Raw genomic sequence first — 17,658 nt, 5'->3', positions numbered from 1 at the left:
GACGCTCCTTGACATCGACGTGACGGGCCGCGTGCTACGCTGCGCGCGACGCCGGATCGGCTCGATGAATACAGGTGTGGATGACATGCGAAAACAGTTTCTGACCGTGCTGACGGCCTGCGCGGTCGGCGTTCTGGCGGCCGGTTGCGACGACCAGAAGGTGGCTGACGCGGTGAATGCGATCAAGCCCGATCCGATGGCGTTCGGCAATCTGCAGCCGGGCGTCTCGACGACCGAGGACGTGCTGCGCCAGGCCGGCAAGCCCGAGATGGTGAGGCAGGGCGAGGACGGCTCGCAGCGCTTCGAGTATCCGCGCGGCCCGTACGGCACGAGCACGTACATGCTCGATTTCGGGCCGGACGGCCGGCTCGTGTCGATCACGCAGGCCCTGACGGCGGCAAACATCGCGAAGGTCGTGCCGGGGATGTCGAAGGACGACGTACGGCAACTGCTCGGCAAGCCGACCGAGGTCGCGCAATACGCGTTGAGCCATGAAGAAGTGTGGAGCTGGCACTGGGCCGAGGGCGGCGTATCGGGCGACGCGATGTTCAACGCGCATTTCTCGCCCGACGGCACCGTGATCCGTACTTCACGCTCGGAAGCGCCGGGCCGCGAAAAGCACTGACATCGCGACCTTCCACGGTTTGCGTCAGAATGCCGTGCCGCCGAACAGCGCGGCCGCCATTTCCGGATTCGACGGCCAGTACATGTGCATGTACGTCGCGACGATCGGGCCCGCGCGATAAACGGCTTCGCCGCTGCCGGGCGCGCCGTCGGGCCGCGCAGCGGTCGCCACCGGCGCCAGCGGCGTATCGAGCCGCGAATAATGAAACGTATGACCGCGCATCGGCCCGGTGCGCGTGTCCAGCTGCTGCATCCCGAGCGCCGCGAACCGGCGTTGCATCGTCGCATGGCCCGCCAGCAGCCCGAGCATCGGCGTCGTCGCGCCGTCCACGTCGGTCAGCGATTCGCACAGATACACCATCCCGCCGCATTCCGCGACGATCGGCCGGCCGGCCGCCGCGTGCGCGCGAATCGTCCGCGCGGTCACGCCATTCGCCGCAAGCGTCGCCGCATGCAGTTCCGGATAGCCGCCCGGGAGGAACAGCGCATCGCAATCGGCGGGCACGGGTTCGTCGGCCAGCGGCGAAAAGAACCGAAGCTGCGCGCCGAGCGCATCGAGCAGCGCCAGATTCGCCGGATAAATGAACGAGAACGCCGCATCGCGCGCGATCGCGATCCGCGTGCCGGCGAGCGCACGCGGCAGCGGGGCGCGGACGTCCGGCGCCGCGAACGAAACGGCGGGCGGCAATTCGGCGAGCGCCGTCTGCGCGAGCACGTCGGCCGCGCGCTCGAGCCGCGCATCGAGGTCGTCGATGTCGGCCGGCTGGTGCAGGCCGAGATGCCGCTCCGGCAGCGCGATGCCCGCATCGGCCGGCACGTGGCCGAGCCAGCGCAAGTCGTCGGGTAACGCCTGCCGCAGCAGTTCCGCGTGCCGCGGCGACCCGACGCGGTTCGCCAGCACGCCGTGAAACGGCACCTCGGGGCGGAACCGCGCGAGCCCGAACGCGATCGCCGCGAACGTCTGCGCCATCGACTTCGCGGCAATCACCGCGACGACCGGCACGCCGAACGCAACCGCGAGATCGGCGCTGCTCGGCGTGCCGTCGAACAATCCCATCACGCCTTCGATCAGGATCAGGTCCGCGTCGCGTGCGGCATCGGCGAGCAGCGCACGGCAGCCGGCTTCCCCGACCATGCCGAGGTCGAGCGCATGCACGGGGGCGCCGCTCGCGCGTTCGAGCAACATCGGATCGAGAAAATCCGGCCCGGTCTTGAACACGCGCACGCGCCGGCCGAGCCGCCGGTGCAGCCGCGCGAGGCCGGCCGTCACCGACGTCTTGCCCTGGCCGGACGCGGGCGCGCTGACGAACAGCGCGGGGCAGGCCGGCATCGCTCAGAACTCCACGCCGGGCTGCGCCTTCACGCCTTGCTCCTTGTACGGATGCTTGACGAGCCGCATTTCGGTGACGAGGTCGGCCGCATCGATCAGTGCATCGGGCGCATGCCGGCCCGTGACGACGACGTGCACCGAATCCGGCCGCCCGACGAGCGTCGCGAGCACTTCGTCGAGCGGCAGATATTCGTACTTCAGCACGGTGTTCAGCTCGTCGAGGATCACCATCCGGTACTCGCCGCTTTCGATCATCCGGCGCGCCTCGTCCCAGCCCTTGCGCGCGGTCGCGATGTCGGCGTCGCGATTCTGCGTGTTCCACGTATAGCCGTCGCCCATCGTCACGAAGTCGCATTGCGCGACCGCGCCGAGGAAGTCGCGCTCGGACGTGTGCAGCGCGCCCTTGATGAACTGCACGACGCCGAGCCGCATGCCGTGGCCGAGCACGCGCACGGCCATGCCGAACGCGGCCGTGCTCTTGCCCTTGCCGTTGCCGGTGTTGACGATCAGCAGGCCCTTTTCCTGGGTGGCGGCGGCCTGCTTCTTTTCATGGCCGGCGCGGCGGCGTTCGGTCATCCGCTGATGGGATTCGGCATCGGTCTTCATCGGGAATCGTCCTGTCGAAAGCGAAACAAAGGGTTCAGAGCGGGCCGGCGAGCGCGACCGTCACGCCGCCCAGGATGGATTTGGGGCCGAGCAGCCGGCCCCGCGGCGCCGCGAGCCGCGCGCACGGCTCGGCCACGCCCGCGACGCCGAAACGTGCGAGCGCGGCAGCCGACGGGCCGCTCAATGGCGGTTCGGGGCACTGCGCGAGCTGCGCCGCGTCGAACGCGACGAGCGGCCAGCCGCGGCGTGCGCACAGCATGCGCAGCGGCCGAGCGTGCGCCTTGTCGGCGAGCGTCGCGACGACGGCCGGCACGGCATCGGGGTAGTGCTTCAGCGCCGCGCGGATCGCGGCATCGAGTTGCACGGCCGTCACGTCCGCGCGAAACCCGACGCCGAGCGCGACGCGCATCATGCGCGGCCGCCGAGCGCCGCGCGCACGGCCGGATCGTCGGCAAGCGCCGCGACGCGGCCGATCACGACGATCGCGGGCGAACCGATACCGGTCGCGCCCACGCGTTCGACGACGGTGTCGAGCGTCGCGAGCACGTGCCGCTGTCCGTCGCGCGTCGCGTTCTCGATCGCCGCGCACGGCATGTCGCCGGGCACGCCGCTGTCGCGCAGCGCGGCCACGATCGCGTCGAGCCGGCGTATGCCCATGTAGATCACGATCGTCATGCGCGTCGCGGCCAGCGCGCGCCAGTCGGGCTCGTCGGCACCCGCGCCGTGGCCCGTGACGAAGATCACGCCCTGCGCGTCGCCACGATGCGTGACCGGAATGCCGAGCGCGGCCGGGGCCGCGATACCGGCCGTGATGCCGTTCACGACTTCGACCGGGAAACCCGCCGCGCCGAGCGCGAGCAGCTCCTCGCCGCCGCGGCCGAACACGAACGGATCGCCGCCCTTGAGCCGCGCGACGCTGCGGCCTGCGCGCAGGTGCGCGAGCATCGCGGCGACGATCGCCTCCTGCGGCGTCGACGCATGGCCGCCGCGCTTGCCGACGTGCTCGATGCGCGCGTCGGCGCGTGCATGGCGCAATACGTCGGGGTTCACGAGGTCGTCGACGAGCAGCACGTCGGCCGCGGCGATCGCGCGCACGGCCTTCAGCGTCAGCAGATCGGCGTCGCCGGGGCCGGCGCCGACGAGCCAGGCGCGGCTCATCGGACGCGGCACGGCGCACACCGTGTCGTGGCAGTGGAAAGGGGACGGCGAGCGGCACATCGGCGGCCGGCGGACAGGCAAGGCATGATGGATCGGGCGAAGCCCGCGCGAACGCGGGCGGGAAGCGCACCCCATCCGTCCCCCGCGGATCGGGCGTTCGGCGAGCAGCGGGCTCGCCCCTTGCGTCGGCCGGTATCCGGGCTGGCCGCTTGCCAGGCCGCAGCCTTCCCGCCCGCTGAAGGGCAGTGGCATCGCGGGCGGCCTGGGCGCGTGCGGGGGGAACCGCGGCGCGCGGGCGGCGTACCGTTGCGGGGACAGCACAGGCCGGGCGGACTTCCGCCTCCTGTTTCCCGTTTAACTGCGTGCGCGGAATGCGCATGCGAGCACCGAACGCGGCGCATACGATAGCACAGCGGTCGGCCCGCGCGAACCCGCCCCGCGGGCGCCGCGAGCGCCTCCGGCACGATGCCGCGGCCATGCCGAACGCACCGCGGCGGCCCGTTCCGCCTTGACGCTCCCCGCACCGCCGCCTACACTCGCACGCGTTTTGGTGCTCGCGCGCGCTCCTCCGGCGCGCGCAGTTAAACGGGAAACAGGGAGCCTGGCTGCACCGCAGTCGAGCCAACCTGTGCTGCCCCCGCAACGGTAAGCGAACGCATCGCGCCCAGCGCGATGCAGCGCCGCTTCGCCGCATGCCTGCCGCATGCGGACGACCGCCACTGGATGCCGCGCATCCGGGAAGGCGAAGCGGCGTGTTCGTCAGCCCGGATACCGGCCAGAACGTGGGGTTCAGCGCCGCGGGGAGGCGGCGCATCGTCCACGGCCGCAGCACGCCCGACGCCCGAACGCTGCCCGCTTCCTTTGCCGACCCGTCAGCCGCAGCACGCGCGGGCCGGGGCGAAGAACGGCCGGCGGCGCGGGCGGGGCCGACGACGGCCGTGTTGGCATTCATCATGTCGACCGTTCGCAAAGGAGCATCATGCTCGACTCGTTCTTCCGTCTGTTCAACGACAGCTCATCCGGGCTGCGCGGCAAAATCGTCGCGATCTATTCATTGCTCGTCGCCTTCAACGTCGGCGCGTGGATCTGGGCCTTCGTCGCGTTTCGCGACCAGCCCGTGCTGCTGGGCACCGCGCTGCTCGCCTACGTGTTCGGGTTGCGCCACGCGGTCGACGCCGACCATATCGCCGCGATCGACAACGTCACGCGCAAGCTGATGCAGGAGGGCCGCAGCCCGCTCGGCGCGGGCCTGTTCTTCTCGCTCGGCCATTCGACGGTGGTGATCGTGATGTCGGTCGCGGTCGCGCTGACCGCGGCGTCGCTCGCGCGTTTCGAGAGCATGAAGACCTGGGGCGGCGTGATCAGCACGAGCGTGTCGGCGTTCTTCCTGCTGGTGCTCGCGGCCGCCAACCTGCTGATCCTGATCTCCGTCTACCGGACGTTTCGCGCGGCCCGCCGCGGCGAGACGATCGTCGACGCCGACCTCGACATGCTGATGAACCAGCGCGGCGTGCTGGCCCGCCTGTTCCGGCCGCTGTTCCGCCTCGTGTCGCGCAGCTGGCACCTGTATCCGGTCGGCTTCCTGTTCGGCTTCGGCTTCGACACCGCGACCGAAATCGCGCTGTTCGGCATTTCGGCCACGCAGGTGCAGGGCGGCCTGTCGTTCTGGTCGGTGATGGTGCTGCCGGTGCTGTTCACCGCGGGCATGACGCTCGTCGACACGACCGACGGCATCCTGATGATGGGCGCGTACCGCTGGGCGTACGTGCGGCCGATCCGCAAGATCTACTACAACATGACGATCACGTTCGTGTCGGTGCTGGTCGCCGCGCTGATCGGCGGCATCGAGGTGCTCGCGCTGCTCGCGGATAAACTGTCGCTGCAGGGGCCCGTGTGGAATTTCTCGACGATGGTCGCATCGCATTTCGGGATGCTCGGCTACGTCGTGATCGGCCTGTTCCTCGCGTGCTGGATCGTGTCGGCCGCGATCTACCGCCTCAAACGCTACGACGAGATCGACGTGACGCTCTCGGCCTGACTTCCTTTTCCACACAGGATCCACCATGACCTTACGCAAGCTTCCCGTCACGATCGTCACGGGCTTTCTCGGCAGCGGCAAGACCACGCTGATGCGCCACATCCTGCAGCACGCCGAAGGCCGCCGCATCGCGGTGATCGTCAACGAATTCGGCGAGCTCGGCATCGACGGCGAAATCCTCAAGGGCTGCGGCATCGGCTGCGAGGACGCGGACGGCGCGCAGGGCGAAGCGTCGGGCCAGCTGTACGAACTCGCGAACGGCTGCCTGTGCTGCACCGTGCAGGAGGAGTTCTATCCGGTGATGGAAGCGCTCGTCGAGCGCCGCGCCGACATCGATCACGTGCTGATCGAGACGTCGGGCCTCGCGCTGCCGAAGCCGCTCGTGCAGGCCTTCAACTGGCCGACGATCCGCAACAGCTTCACGGTTGACGCGGTCGTGACCGTCGTCGACGGTCCGGCCGCCGCGAGCGGCCAGTTCGCCGAGAACCCGCAGGCCGTCGACGCGCAGCGCCGCGCCGATCCGAACCTCGATCACGAATCGCCGCTGCACGAACTGTTCGCCGATCAGCTGTCGTCCGCCGACCTCGTGATCGTGAACAAGGCCGACCTCGTCGCCGACGCGCGGTTCGCCGAGGTCGAAGCCGCGATCCGCGAGGAAATCCCGCCGCAGGTGAAGATCGTGCGCGCGACGCGTGGCGAACTGGACGTCGCGATGCTGCTCGGGCTCGAATCGGCGTCGGAGGAAACGATCCACCTGCGGCACGACCATCACGGCTCGGCCGACGACGGCGATCACGACCATCATCACGACGATTTCGATTCGGTGGTGGTGTCGGGCGATGCGGGCACGCGCGAGGCGACGATCGCCGCGCTGCAGCGTGTCGTCGAGACGCACACGATCTACCGCGCGAAAGGCTTTGCCGCGCTGCCCGATGCACCGATGCGGCTCGTGATCCAGGGCGTCGGCCGCCGCTTCGACAGCTACTTCGACCGTCGCTGGCAGGACGGCGAAACGCGGGCGAGCCGCTTCGTGCTGATCGGCGAGGATCTCGACGCGGCCGCGCTGCAGCGCGCGTTCGACGCCGCGTGCGCGGCCGACCTGCAACAGGCGTAACGCGCGATGCATCTGCTGCGCACCACGCCGGGCGGCTTCGTCGACGATACGCAGGGCGTCGTCCGGATCGACCAGCAGCCGGCCGACATCGTGATCCTGAGCTCGGCCGACACGACGCTGTCGCTGCTGGCCAGCGTCGTGCCGAAACTGCCCGCCGGCTTTCCGAGCGTGCGGCTCGCGAACGTCACGTTCCTGCGGCAGCCGGCGTCGGTCGATTTCTATGTCGACGACGTGCTGCGTCACGCGAAGACGGTCGTGATCGATCATCTGGGCGGCGAAGCATACTGGCCGTACGGGATCGAGCAGGCCGTGTCGCTCGCGTCGAAACGCAAGCAGCAGCTCGCGATGTTCTCGGGCGACCTGCAGGAAGACCCGAACCTCGTCGCGAAGAGCACGGTCGCGCCCGACCTGTGCCGGATGTGGTGGCGCTATCTGCGCGAAGGCGGCATGCACAACGCCGAAGCGTTGCTGCGCAGCATCGCGTTCCATACGCTCGGTTTCGGCGACGAACCCGAACTGCCGCGCCCGCTGCCGGCCGCCGCGCTGTATCACCCGGCGCGCGACCCGGCGAGCGTCGACGACTGGCGTGCGCGCTGGACGCCCGGCGCGCCCGTCGTCGCGATCCTGTTTTATCGCGCGCACTGGCAGGCCGCGAACACCGCCGTGTTCGACGCGCTGGCCGATGCGCTCGTGCGCGAGGGGCTCAATCCGCTGCCGATCGCGGTCACGTCATTGAAGGATGCGGTGAGCCGCGAGGTCATCACGCAGCTGTGCGACACGCACGGCGTCGCGCTCGTGCTGAACACCACCGCCTTCGCGGCCGGGGCGATCGACAGCCCCGAGCCCGACGTGCTCGCCGGCGATGCGCCGGTGCTGCAGGTGATCCTGTCCGGCGGCAACCGCGACGCGTGGGTGGCCGACAACCAGGGGCTGCATGCGCGCGACATCGCGATGCACATTGCGTTGCCCGAGGTCGACGGGCGCATCGTCACGCGCGCGGTGAGCTTCAAGGGGCTGGCGTATCGTTGTCCGCACACCGAAGTCGACGTCGTGCGCTATCAGCCGGACGCCGAACGCGTCGCGTTCGTCTCGGCGCTCGCGCGGGGCTGGTGCCGGCTGCGCACGCTCGACAACGCCGACAAGCGCATCGCGCTGATCCTCGCGAACTATCCGCAAAGCGAAGGGCGGATCGGCAACGGCGTCGGGCTCGACACGCCGGCGTCCGCACTGCGCGTGCTGGCGGTGCTGCGCGATGCGGGCTATGCCGTGGCCGACCTGCCGGCCGATGGCGACGCGCTGATCGCGCGACTCACCGAAGGCGTGACCAACGACCCGGCCGTGCGCGCCTTGCGCCCCGCGTTCCAGAGCTTCGCGCTGGCCGATTACGTCGCGCATTTCGCGCGGCTGCCGGCCGCGGTGCGCGACGCGCTGAACGCGCGCTGGGGCCCGCCCGAAGCGGACCCGACGCTGCGGCAGGGGCGCTTCACGATCGCCGGCTGGCGCGCGGGCAACGTGTTCGTCGGCATCCAGCCGTCGCGCTCGCGCGGCGAGAACGACTATGCGAGCTACCACGATGCGGACCTCGTGCCGCCGCACGCGTATCTCGCGTTCTATTTCTGGCTGCGCGATGCGTTCGGCATCGACGCGGTCATCCACCTCGGCAAGCACGGCAACCTCGAATGGCTGCCGGGCAAGAGCGTCGCGCTGTCCGACGCGTGCTGGCCCGACTTGACGCTCGGGCCGCTGCCGCATCTGTATCCGTTCATCGTCAACGATCCGGGCGAGGGCAGCCAGGCGAAGCGCCGCGCGCAGGCGGTGATCGTCGATCACCTGATGCCGCCGCTCACGCGCGCGGAAAACTACGGCCCGCTGCAGGATCTCGAACGGCAGGTCGATGAATACTACGAAGCGCTGATGGTCGATGCGCGGCGCGCGAAGCTGCTGCGCAAGACGATTCTCGCGACGATCGCCGAACACCGTCTGCACGACGAACTGAGCGTGTCGCCGCCGCGCGATGCGGGCGACGAGGATGCGCTGCTGACGCGCGTCGACGCGTGGCTGTGCGAATTGAAGGAAGCGCAGATTCGCGACGGGCTGCATGTGTTCGGCGTGTCGCCCGCCGACCGTCAGCGCCGCGACACGCTGCTCGCGCTCGCGCGTTTTCCGGTCGGCGACGGCAAGGGCGAACGCGCGGGGCTGATCGGCGCGCTCGCGCGCGATCTCGCGCTCGGCGACGATTTCGATCCGCTCGCGGCCGACTGGGCCGCGCCGTGGACGGGCCCGCGGCCGGCCGTTCTGCAAGCGCTCGACGCATCGCCGTGGCGCCATGCCGGCGACACGCGCGAGCGGCTCGAACGGCTCGCGCAGCATTGGCTCGACGGGCTGTGCGCGGCCGTTTCCGGCGAGACCGGCGCCGATGCCGCCCCCACGCCGCCCGGCGACTGGCCGAGCACGCTCGCCGTGCTCGAGCGCGTGCGCTCGACGCTGCTGCCCGCCCTCGACGCATGCGGCGGCGAGGAACTGCGCCAGCTGCTGCGCGGGCTCGACGGCCGCTTCGTGCCGCCGGGGCCGAGCGGCTCGCCGTCGCGCGGCCGGCCCGACGTGCTGCCGACGGGCCGCAACTTCTATTCGGTCGATACGCGCGCGGTGCCGACGCAGGCCGCGTGGTCGCTCGGGCTGAAGTCCGCGCAGCAGCTGATCGAACGCCATCTGCAGGACCACGGCGACTATCCGCGCGCGATCGGCCTGTCGGTCTGGGGGACGGCCACGATGCGCACCGGCGGCGACGACGTCGCGCAGGCGTTCGCGCTCCTCGGCGTGCGGCCGAAATGGGCGCACGGCAGCCATCGCGTGACCGACTTCGAGATCCTGCCGATCGAGATCTTCGACCGGCCGCGCATCGACGTGACGCTGCGCGTGTCGGGCTTCTTCCGCGACGCGTTCCCGAACCTGATGCACCTGTTCGACGCGGCCGTGCAGGCCGTTGCCGCGCTCGACGAGCCCGAGGCACTGAACCCGATCCGCGCGCGCGTCGAGCGCGAACGCGCGAAATGGATCGAGCAGGGCGTGGCGCCGGACGAAGCGCGGCGGCGTGCCGGCTGGCGCGTGTTCGGCGCGCGGCCGGGCAGCTACGGCGCGGGCCTGCAGGACCTGATCGACCAGCGCCGCTGGCAGACCGATGCCGATCTCGCCGATGCGTACCGCCAGTGGGGCGGCCATGCATACGCGCAGAACAGCGCCGGCGACGCCGCGCCGGACGTGTTCGGCGAACGGCTCGCGACGATCGACGTCGTCGTGCAGAACCAGGACAGCCGCGAACACGACATCCTCGATTCGAACGACTACTACCAGTTCCAGGGCGGGATGACGGCGGCCGTGCGGCACCTGTCCGGGCGGCAGCCGAGCATCTACCACGGCGACCATGCGAACCCGGTCGCGCCGAAGATGCGCACGCTGCGCGAGGAAATCGCGCGCGTGATCCGTTCGCGCGTCGTCAATCCGAAATGGCTCGACGGCGTGAAGCGCCACGGCTACAAGGGCGCGGCCGAAATGGCCGCGACCGTCGATTACCTGTACGGCTATGACGCGACCGCGCGCGTGCTGTCGGACCACCAGTACGCGCTCGTCGCCGACGCGTACCTGTTCGACGACGACACGCGCGCGTTCCTCGAACGCCACAACCCGAAGGCGCTGCACGGCATTTGCGAACGCTTCGTCGAAGCGATGCAGCGCGGGCTGTGGCAGGAGCCGGGCGATTATCGCGAGCGGATCGAAGCGGTCTGGCTCGACAGCGAACAATGTCAGGAAGGAGGACGGCGATGACCGATTCGACGACGCATCGCGCCCGCGCGGTATTTCCGTTCGCGGCGCTGGTCGCGCAGCAACCGCTGCAGCAGGCGCTGCTGCTCGCGGCGATCGACCCGTCGCTCGGCGGCGTGCTCGTCAGCGGGCCGCGCGGCACCGCGAAATCGACCGCCGCACGCGCGCTCGCCGAACTGCTGCCCGAAGGGGCATTCGTCACGCTGCCGCTGTCGGCGAGCGACGAACAGGTCACGGGCACGCTCGATCTCGCCCATGCGCTCGCCGAAAACGGCGTGCGCTTCCGGCCGGGCCTGCTCGCGCGCGCGCATCGCGGCGTGCTGTACGTCGACGAGGTGAACCTGCTCGCCGACGGGCTCGTCGATACGCTGCTCGACGTCGCCGCGAGCGGCGTGAACGTGGTCGAGCGCGATGGCGTGTCGCATGCGCACGACGCACGCTTCGTGCTGGTCGGCACGATGAATCCCGAAGAAGGCGAACTGCGCCCGCAACTGCTCGACCGCTTCGGGCTGATGGTCGAACTCGAGAACTGCTTCGACGCCGCGCAGCGCGAGCAGATCGTGAAGGCGCGCCTCGCGTTCGATCTCGACCCGGACGCGTTTCGCGCATGTCACGCGGCCGCGCAGCGCGAACTCGGCGACCGGATCCGCGCGGCGCGGGCAAGGTTGCCGGCGCTGGATTTCGACGATGCGGTGCATGCGCGCGTCAGCGCGCTGTGCATCGATGCGGCCGTCGACGGCCTGCGCGCCGACCTCGTGATGCTGCGCGCCGCGCGCGCGCTCGCGGCGCTGGAGCAGGCCGACGCGGTGACGGTGACGCACGTCGAACGCGTGGCCGACGCGGTACTGCGGCATCGACGCCATGCGGGTACGCCGCCGTCGTCGGCCGCGACGCAGTCGCATGCGGAGGCCGGCGGCGACCGCGACGATCCGCCGCCGGACACGCACCGGCAGCCCGGCCATCCATCGGGCGCGGCACGAAACGACGCAACCGCATCGCAAGGCGACTGGGGCTACCTGCCGCCCGAGCCGGCCGGACTGCGTGACGTGAAGAGCGTGGTGCCGCTGCCGCTAAAAAAACGCTGAGCCATCGAGCCGACGCCGCCGCGAATACCGTTCGCGGTCCTCGATGGCAACCAGGCGCTGCCGCGCGCGTGCCGGGTACGGTGCGTGCCGGCACGGCCGTTGCATGGCCGGCGACGCTCGCCGCGAAGCGCGGCGGCCCGCTGCACGCCGAGCATCTGCGTTTCAGCAAGCGGGCCGGCACACCGCGCGCGCTCCATTGCTTCGTGCTCGACTGTTCGGCGTCGATGCTGGCGCACGAGCGGCTCGCGCTCGCGAAAGGCCTGATCGTCGCGTACTTCGATCAGGCCGCGCGCGACCGCGTGGAAACCGCGCTGATCTGCTTCGGCGGCGACGGCGCCGCGCGGCGCTTCGGCCCGGCCGTGCCGCGCTGGTGGAATGCGCGCTGGCTCGAACCGGTCGACGGCGGCGGCGGCACGCCGCTTGCCGACGGCATCGCGGCCGCCGCGCAATTGCTCGCGGGCGCCGCACGACGTACGCCGGACGAACAGCGCTGGCTATGGGTGCTGTCCGACGGCCGCACGCGCGAAACGCCGCCGAGACCAGCGGCCGCCGATCACGTCGTGTTCGTCGACTTCGACGATGCGGCCGTGCGAATCGGGCAGGGCAGGCGGCTCGCCGATGCCTGGGGCGCGCAATGGATGACGGCCGCGTCGCTGTGCGCCGGGCCGGCCGGCTGATCGCGTGGGCAGCCGTGCGTGGCGACGCGCCGGCGCTGCGCTATGATCGCCGTTTCTATCCACCGGAATCCCTGCCATGCAAGTACTCGTCGATGCCGACGCGTGTCCCGCCGTCATCAAGGACATGCTGTTTCGCGCCGCGCGTCGTGCCGAGATCTGCGTGACGCTGGTCGCGAACCAGTTTCTGCGCACGCCGCCGTCGCCGTTCATCAAGGCGCTGCAGGTGCCGGCCGGCTTCGACGTGGCCGATGCGCGGATCGTCGAACTCGCGGAAGCCGGCGATCTCGTGATCACGGCCGACATCCCGCTGGCCGCTGCCGTCCTCGACAAGGGCGCGCATGCGCTCGACCCGCGCGGCAACTGGTTCAGCCGCGAGAACATCGAGGAACGGCTGTCGACTCGCGCGATGATGGAGCAGCTGCGCAGCGCGGGCATCGATACGGGCGGCCCGGCCCCGTTCAGCGTACGTGACGGCAAGGCGTTCGCGTCGCAATTCGATCGCTTCCTGGCGCGCCACGGCAAACCGTGACGCACCGGGCGTCGGTCGTGCGATACGTCACCGGTTTCGCGTCGAAACGTCGGCTACGGCAGAATACGGATTCGCGCCGACATTGATATCGTGGCGCGAACGCCTCATCGGAGAGCATGGATGTCACCGACCCAACTTCTCGTTCCGACCTTCACCCAGATGCTGCGCGCGCAATCCGCGTGGCTCGACAAGGCCGCCGCGCATCGGCAGGCCGAGGGCAACGCGCCCGATGCGTTGCTGACGCTCAAGCTGGCGCCCGACATGTATCCGCTCGCCGCCCAGGTGCGGTTTTCCTGTTTCCAGGCGATGGAGCCGGTCTACCGTCTGCGCGGCGAACCGCTGCCGGACGCGCTGCTGGCGTTGCGGGAAGCCGGCTGGCATGCCGACGCGCAGCCCGGCACGCTCAGCGATGCGCAAGGGATCGTCGCCGGCACGATCTCATTCCTCGGCGAACTCGCGCCGGACGCACTCGACGGCGGCGCCGCTCTGCCGATCGCGCTCGAACTGCCGAACGGCACCGCGTTCGACATGACGGGCGAACAGTACGCGCGCGACTGGGCGCTGCCGCAGTTCTACTTTCACGCGATCGCCGCGTACGCGATCCTGCGCCATCACGGCGTCGAGCTCGGCAAGGCCGACTACGTGCCGCACATGCTGGCCTACGTGCGGCCCGGCACGATTCCGCAGGGTTGACCGGTCGAGCGGACCATCCGGCCGCCGTGCACCGGCATGACACGGGCCCTGTTCATCTGCAGCCGCAACCGGCTGCGCAGCCCGACGGCCGAGGCGGTGTTCGCCGCGTGGCCGGGAGTCGAAACCGACTCCGCGGGCCTCGCGCCCGACGCGCAGACGCGCCTATCCGCCGAGCAACTCGAATGGGCCGAGATCGTGTTCGTGATGGAGCGGGCGCACAAGGCGAAGCTGTCCGCCCGATTCGGCATCCGGCTGAAGCACAAGAAGATCGTCTGCCTCGACATTCCCGACCGCTACGCGTACATGCAGCCCGAACTCGTCGCGCTGCTCGAGCGCAAGGCCGGTCCGTTGCTGCGCGGGTGAGCCGCGCGGGCCGGTTCAGCGCGAGCGGAACGGCCAGTCCGCGTGCGCGTGCGCGGGAAAGCGGTCGAGGTGCAGCAGTTCGATGATCTTGCGGGTCGGCACGCTCGCGCGCAGCGTCTCGAGCCGTTCGACGTCGAACCACTTGCAGCGCGCGATCTCGTTGCTCGCGCGCGGCGTCAGGTGTTTCGGCACGTCGGCCACGAACACGTGATGAAGTTTCGTGAGGCCGCCGAACTGCACCGCATAGTCGAGCGCGAGCCCCTCCAGCCGCGTTTCCTCCGCCAGCTCGCGCTGCGCGGCCTCGAGCGGCGTCTCGCCGCGCCGGATCGTGCCGCCCGGCAGCGACCAGCGCGCCGCGGTACGGGCGACCAGCAACACGCTGCTGCGCTGGCGGCACACGATCGTGGCGCGTTCCTTGATGCTCGCGACGGTATCCGGCCCGGTATTCATGTTCGGCAAAACAGGTGCTGAATCGTGGAGGGAAATGGTCGTCGACCGGCGGTGCCGGCCCGTCGCCCGATCGTCGGGCACGACGACATGCAAGCCGCCGCGCCGATCATACCGGGCGTTCGTGACAGTTCCGTGCGTTGTCGCGCGCGCACCGCGCATCGCGTCACGCGTGCGTGTAGAACCCCGTGCGCGCGGGTTTCCCGGACCGCCCGTGGCGCCGCTTGTGGATGGCGCGCCGGTGCTGATGCGGGGGCGGGTTCACGTGCGGTCGCGTGGGCGCGGGCCGTGCCGTCGGCGCGGCGGCCCGCGGCTGTGATTGTCCTTCGCCAAACTGGTAAGTCTGGGTTTGCGCGCGGGCGACGCCCAGCGTCGACGCCAGCACGATGGCCGCGAGCAGCATGTGTTTCATGAAAGGTCCGCCTGTCTTCAGTGAGCACTCTCCGGCAGCTTAGCGAACCACGGCCCGGCGCCGCAACCGGCCGGCGTTCGGTGTCGTCCCCACTTGCGGGCGACCGCGTTCTCCGCCCGGCTGCCGGAGCATGCCCGGCTTGACAACGAAATTCCCGAGTGTGAATATAAATTCACGTACACGAATTATCATTCAAGTCCGGGAAAGCGTGTCGCCGCCTGTCGGCACGACGGAACCGGCGGTCCGATCAACCGGAAGCAGGAGCGAGACGCATGGCGGAGTTGGAGCAGCAGGGCGCGTTGGCGGGGTTGCGCATCATCGATCTGTCGCGGGTGCTGGGCGGCCCGTACGCGACGCAGATTCTCGCCGACCACGGCGCGGAGGTGATCAAGGTCGAACCGCCGTCGGGCGACGAGACGCGCACCTGGGGGCCGCCGTTCGACGGCGACACGGCGTCGTATTTCCTCGGCGTGAACCGCAACAAGCTCGGCATCGCGCTCGACCTGACGAAGCCAGAGGATCGCGAGCGCCTGCTCGGCCTGCTCGAGCGCGCCGACGCGCTGGTCGAAAACTTCAAGATCGGCACGATGGAGCGCTGGGGCCTCGGCTTCGAGACGCTGCACGCGCGTTTTCCGCGTCTCGTCCATTGCCGCGTGTCGGGCTTCGGCGCGGACGGCCCGCTCGGCGGGCTGCCCGGCTACGACGCGGCCGTCCAGGCGCTGGCCGGGCTGATGAGCGTGAACGGCGAGGCGGGCGGCGCGCCGCTGCGCGTCGGTGTGCCGATCGTCGATCTCGTCACCGGGCTGAACGCGGCGCTCGGCGTGCTGATGGCGCTGCGCGAACGCGATGCGAGCGGGCGCGGCCAATTCGTCGAATCGACGCTGTTCGACTGCGCGCTGTCGATCCTGCATCCGCATACGCCGAACTTCTTCCATTCGGGCAGGGCGCCGGCGCGCACCGGCAACGCGCATCCGAACATCACGCCTTACGACAGCTTTCCGACCGCGAGCGTCGACATCTTTCTCGCGGTCGGCAACAACGGGCAGTTCGCCGCGCTGTGCGACGTGCTCGGCACGCGCGACTGGCCCGACGATCCGCGCTTCGTCGACAACCGCGCGCGCAGCGCGAACCGCGCCGCACTGCGCGCGCTGCTCGAAACGGCGCTGGCCGCACACGACGGCGCGGCACTCGCCGAGCAGCTGATGCGCCGGGGCGTGCCGTGCGCGCCCGTGCTCGGGCTCGATGCGGCGCTCGACCATCCGCACGTCGCGCACCGGCGGATGAAGGTCGAACTGGGCCGGCATCGCGGCATCGCGTCGCCGATCAAGCTCGGCCGCACGCCGGCCACGTACCGGCGGCCGCCGCCCGCGCTGAACGAACACGCGGCGGAGGTGTTCGCCGACGACGCACGCGACGACGACGGCCCGCGTCGAAACTGACCCGCATCGCGGCCGGCGCCGCCCGCCCGCGCCCCCTTCGCACATCACGCCGCGCCGTACCCGACACGCGCCGCTGCAAGAGGAGACACCTCATGCCCGCATGGATCGGCGCGGCCGTTCACGTTTTCCTGGAGGGCAATCCATGCAGTTCGACCTGACCGACGACCAGCGCGCGATCGAAAGCGCAATCGAGAAAATCTGCGAACGCTTCGGCGACGACTACTGGCTCGAACGCGATCGCGCGGGCGGGTTTCCGTCCGACTTTCACGCGGCGCTCGCCGAGGCCGGCTGGCTCGGCATCGCGATGGACCCGGCCCACGGCGGCGCCGGGCTCGGGATGACCGAGGCCGCGCTGATGATGCGCACCATCAGCGCGTCGGGCGCCGGCCTGTCGGGCGCGTCGGCCGTCCACATGAACATCTTCGGGCTGAACCCGGTACAGGTGTTCGGCAACGACGCGCAGAAGGCGCGCTTCCTGCCGCCGCTGATCGCCGGCCGCGACAAGGCCTGCTTCGCGGTGACCGAGCCCGATGCCGGCCTCGACACGACGCATCTCGCCACGCAGGCGCGTCGCGACGGCGACCACTACGTGCTGAGCGGCCGCAAGATCTGGATCTCGACCGCGCAGGTCGCGAACAAGATGCTGATCATCGCGCGCACGACGCCGCTCGACCAGGTCGCGAAGCCGACCGATGGCTTGAGCCTGTTCTACACCGACCTCGACCGTTCGCGCGTCGAGGTGCGCGAGATCGAGAAAATGGGCCGCAAGGCCGTCGATTCGAACATGCTGTTCATCGACGACCTGCGCGTGCCGCGCGACGACCTGATCGGCAACGAGGGCGACGGCTTCCGCTACCTGCTGCACGGGCTGAACCCCGAACGGATCCTGATCGCCGCCGAGGCGATCGGCCTCGGGCAGGCCGCGCTGCGGCGCGCGACGCAGTATGCGTGCGAGCGTGTCGTATTCGGCCGGCCGATCGGGCAGAACCAGTCGATCCAGCATCCGCTCGCGCAGGCCTGGATGCAGCTCGAAGCCGCGTGGCTGATGGTGATGAAGGCCGCGACGCGCTACGACGCGGGGCAGCCGTGCGGCGCGGAGGCGAACGCCGCGAAGTACCTCGGCGCGGAAGCCGCGTTCCAGGCGTGCCAGACGGCGATCGCGACGCACGGCGGGATGGGCTATGCGAAGGAATACCACGTCGAGCGCTATCTGCGCGAGTGTATGATTCCGAGGCTCGCGCCCGTGAGTCCGCAACTGATCCTGTGCTACATCGCGGAGAAGGTGCTCGGGCTGCCGAAGTCGTACTGACGCGCGGCGGCCCGC

Annotated in this window: 17 protein-coding genes and 2 riboswitches; of the genes, 11 read left to right on the top strand and 6 right to left on the bottom strand. The window is 70.2% G+C overall.

Annotated features, from left to right (window positions below):
• Nucleotides 1–85 precede the first annotated feature (85 nt).
• On the top strand, nucleotides 86–625 hold the full coding sequence (bamE, locus tag WS45_RS19760) for an outer membrane protein assembly factor BamE domain-containing protein (protein ID WP_059701505.1): 540 nt from the start codon (nucleotides 86–88) through the stop codon (nucleotides 623–625).
• Between the two features lie 24 nt (nucleotides 626–649).
• Here the strand turns inward: bamE and WS45_RS19755 are convergent, their stop codons facing one another.
• Genes WS45_RS19755 through cobA form a run of 4 tightly spaced genes read right to left on the bottom strand, consistent with a single transcriptional unit; the run spans nucleotide 650 to nucleotide 3,718 of the window.
• Nucleotides 650–1,954: a cobyrinate a,c-diamide synthase gene (locus tag WS45_RS19755; RefSeq protein ID WP_059701213.1), complete on the bottom strand. Its 1,305-nt coding sequence runs from the start codon at nucleotides 1,952–1,954 to the stop codon at nucleotides 650–652.
• Between the two features lie 3 nt (nucleotides 1,955–1,957).
• Nucleotides 1,958–2,560 (bottom strand): cob(I)yrinic acid a,c-diamide adenosyltransferase, encoded by a 603-nt coding sequence (gene cobO / locus WS45_RS19750; protein ID WP_059524395.1) that lies wholly within the window; start codon nucleotides 2,558–2,560, stop codon nucleotides 1,958–1,960.
• A 34-nt stretch (nucleotides 2,561–2,594) separates the two neighbouring features.
• Entirely contained in the window at nucleotides 2,595–2,972 is a 378-nt protein-coding gene (locus WS45_RS19745) for a cobalamin biosynthesis protein (RefSeq protein WP_059701211.1), read from the bottom strand.
• A complete protein-coding gene (cobA, locus tag WS45_RS19740) occupies nucleotides 2,969–3,718 on the bottom strand; it encodes a uroporphyrinogen-III C-methyltransferase (protein ID WP_059701209.1) in 750 nt (249 codons plus the stop codon). The genes WS45_RS19745 and cobA overlap by 4 nt, the downstream gene beginning before the upstream one ends.
• 170 nt (nucleotides 3,719–3,888) lie before the next feature.
• Nucleotides 3,889–4,125: riboswitch (cobalamin riboswitch) on the bottom strand.
• A 124-nt stretch (nucleotides 4,126–4,249) separates the two neighbouring features.
• A riboswitch (cobalamin riboswitch) is annotated at nucleotides 4,250–4,512 on the top strand.
• 185 nt (nucleotides 4,513–4,697) lie between these two features.
• Between cobA and WS45_RS19735 the strand changes: the two genes are divergently transcribed.
• The 8 genes from WS45_RS19735 to WS45_RS19700 all read left to right on the top strand — a co-directional run bounded on the left by WS45_RS19735 (nucleotide 4,698) and on the right by WS45_RS19700 (nucleotide 14,036).
• Entirely contained in the window at nucleotides 4,698–5,756 is a 1,059-nt protein-coding gene (locus WS45_RS19735) for a HoxN/HupN/NixA family nickel/cobalt transporter (protein WP_059691722.1), read from the top strand.
• A gap of 25 nt (nucleotides 5,757–5,781) precedes the next feature.
• The gene (gene cobW / locus WS45_RS19730; RefSeq protein WP_059691721.1) at nucleotides 5,782–6,870 is read left to right on the top strand and encodes a cobalamin biosynthesis protein CobW; all 1,089 of its coding nucleotides are present in this window, start codon (nucleotides 5,782–5,784) and stop codon (nucleotides 6,868–6,870) included.
• 6 nt (nucleotides 6,871–6,876) lie between these two features.
• Nucleotides 6,877–10,692, top strand: coding sequence for a cobaltochelatase subunit CobN (gene cobN / locus WS45_RS19725; protein ID WP_059701205.1), 3,816 nt, complete (start codon nucleotides 6,877–6,879; stop codon nucleotides 10,690–10,692).
• Entirely contained in the window at nucleotides 10,689–11,774 is a 1,086-nt protein-coding gene (locus WS45_RS19720) for an ATP-binding protein (protein WP_059701204.1), read from the top strand. The genes cobN and WS45_RS19720 overlap by 4 nt, the downstream gene beginning before the upstream one ends.
• Nucleotides 11,775–11,842: 68 nt before the next feature.
• Complete coding sequence (locus WS45_RS19715) at nucleotides 11,843–12,451, top strand: vWA domain-containing protein (RefSeq protein ID WP_059691718.1); 609 nt, start codon at nucleotides 11,843–11,845, stop codon at nucleotides 12,449–12,451.
• A gap of 76 nt (nucleotides 12,452–12,527) precedes the next feature.
• Nucleotides 12,528–12,980 carry a YaiI/YqxD family protein gene (locus WS45_RS19710; RefSeq protein ID WP_059524379.1) on the top strand — a complete coding sequence of 151 codons (453 nt, stop codon included), beginning with the start codon at nucleotides 12,528–12,530 and terminating at the stop codon, nucleotides 12,978–12,980.
• 120 nt (nucleotides 12,981–13,100) lie between these two features.
• Nucleotides 13,101–13,673, top strand: a complete 573-nt coding sequence (locus WS45_RS19705; RefSeq protein ID WP_059691717.1) for a DUF1993 domain-containing protein — start codon at nucleotides 13,101–13,103, stop codon at nucleotides 13,671–13,673.
• Between the two features lie 36 nt (nucleotides 13,674–13,709).
• A complete protein-coding gene (locus WS45_RS19700; protein ID WP_059524375.1) occupies nucleotides 13,710–14,036 on the top strand; it encodes a low molecular weight protein tyrosine phosphatase family protein in 327 nt (108 codons plus the stop codon).
• Between the two features lie 15 nt (nucleotides 14,037–14,051).
• Here the strand turns inward: WS45_RS19700 and WS45_RS19695 are convergent, their stop codons facing one another.
• Both WS45_RS19695 and WS45_RS19690 read right to left on the bottom strand, forming a co-directional pair.
• Nucleotides 14,052–14,486 (bottom strand): NUDIX hydrolase, encoded by a 435-nt coding sequence (locus WS45_RS19695; RefSeq protein WP_059691716.1) that lies wholly within the window; start codon nucleotides 14,484–14,486, stop codon nucleotides 14,052–14,054.
• Between the two features lie 163 nt (nucleotides 14,487–14,649).
• The gene (locus WS45_RS19690; RefSeq protein WP_059524371.1) at nucleotides 14,650–14,895 is read right to left on the bottom strand and encodes a hypothetical protein; all 246 of its coding nucleotides are present in this window, start codon (nucleotides 14,893–14,895) and stop codon (nucleotides 14,650–14,652) included.
• Between the two features lie 272 nt (nucleotides 14,896–15,167).
• Here WS45_RS19690 and WS45_RS19685 point away from each other — a divergent pair, with 272 nt between their 5' ends.
• Both WS45_RS19685 and WS45_RS19680 read left to right on the top strand, forming a co-directional pair.
• The gene (locus WS45_RS19685; protein WP_059701202.1) at nucleotides 15,168–16,334 is read left to right on the top strand and encodes a CaiB/BaiF CoA transferase family protein; all 1,167 of its coding nucleotides are present in this window, start codon (nucleotides 15,168–15,170) and stop codon (nucleotides 16,332–16,334) included.
• Nucleotides 16,335–16,476: 142 nt separating this feature from the next.
• Entirely contained in the window at nucleotides 16,477–17,643 is a 1,167-nt protein-coding gene (locus tag WS45_RS19680; protein WP_059524367.1) for an acyl-CoA dehydrogenase family protein, read from the top strand.
• Nucleotides 17,644–17,658: the final 15 nt, after the last annotated feature.

Origin of the sequence: Burkholderia sp. RF2-non_BP3 (assembly GCF_001522185.1) — a bacterium.
Classification (GTDB): Bacteria; Pseudomonadota; Gammaproteobacteria; order Burkholderiales; family Burkholderiaceae; genus Burkholderia; species Burkholderia diffusa.
Note: the sequence above shows the minus strand (reverse complement) of the source record. Positions and strands in the feature narration are given on the sequence as shown.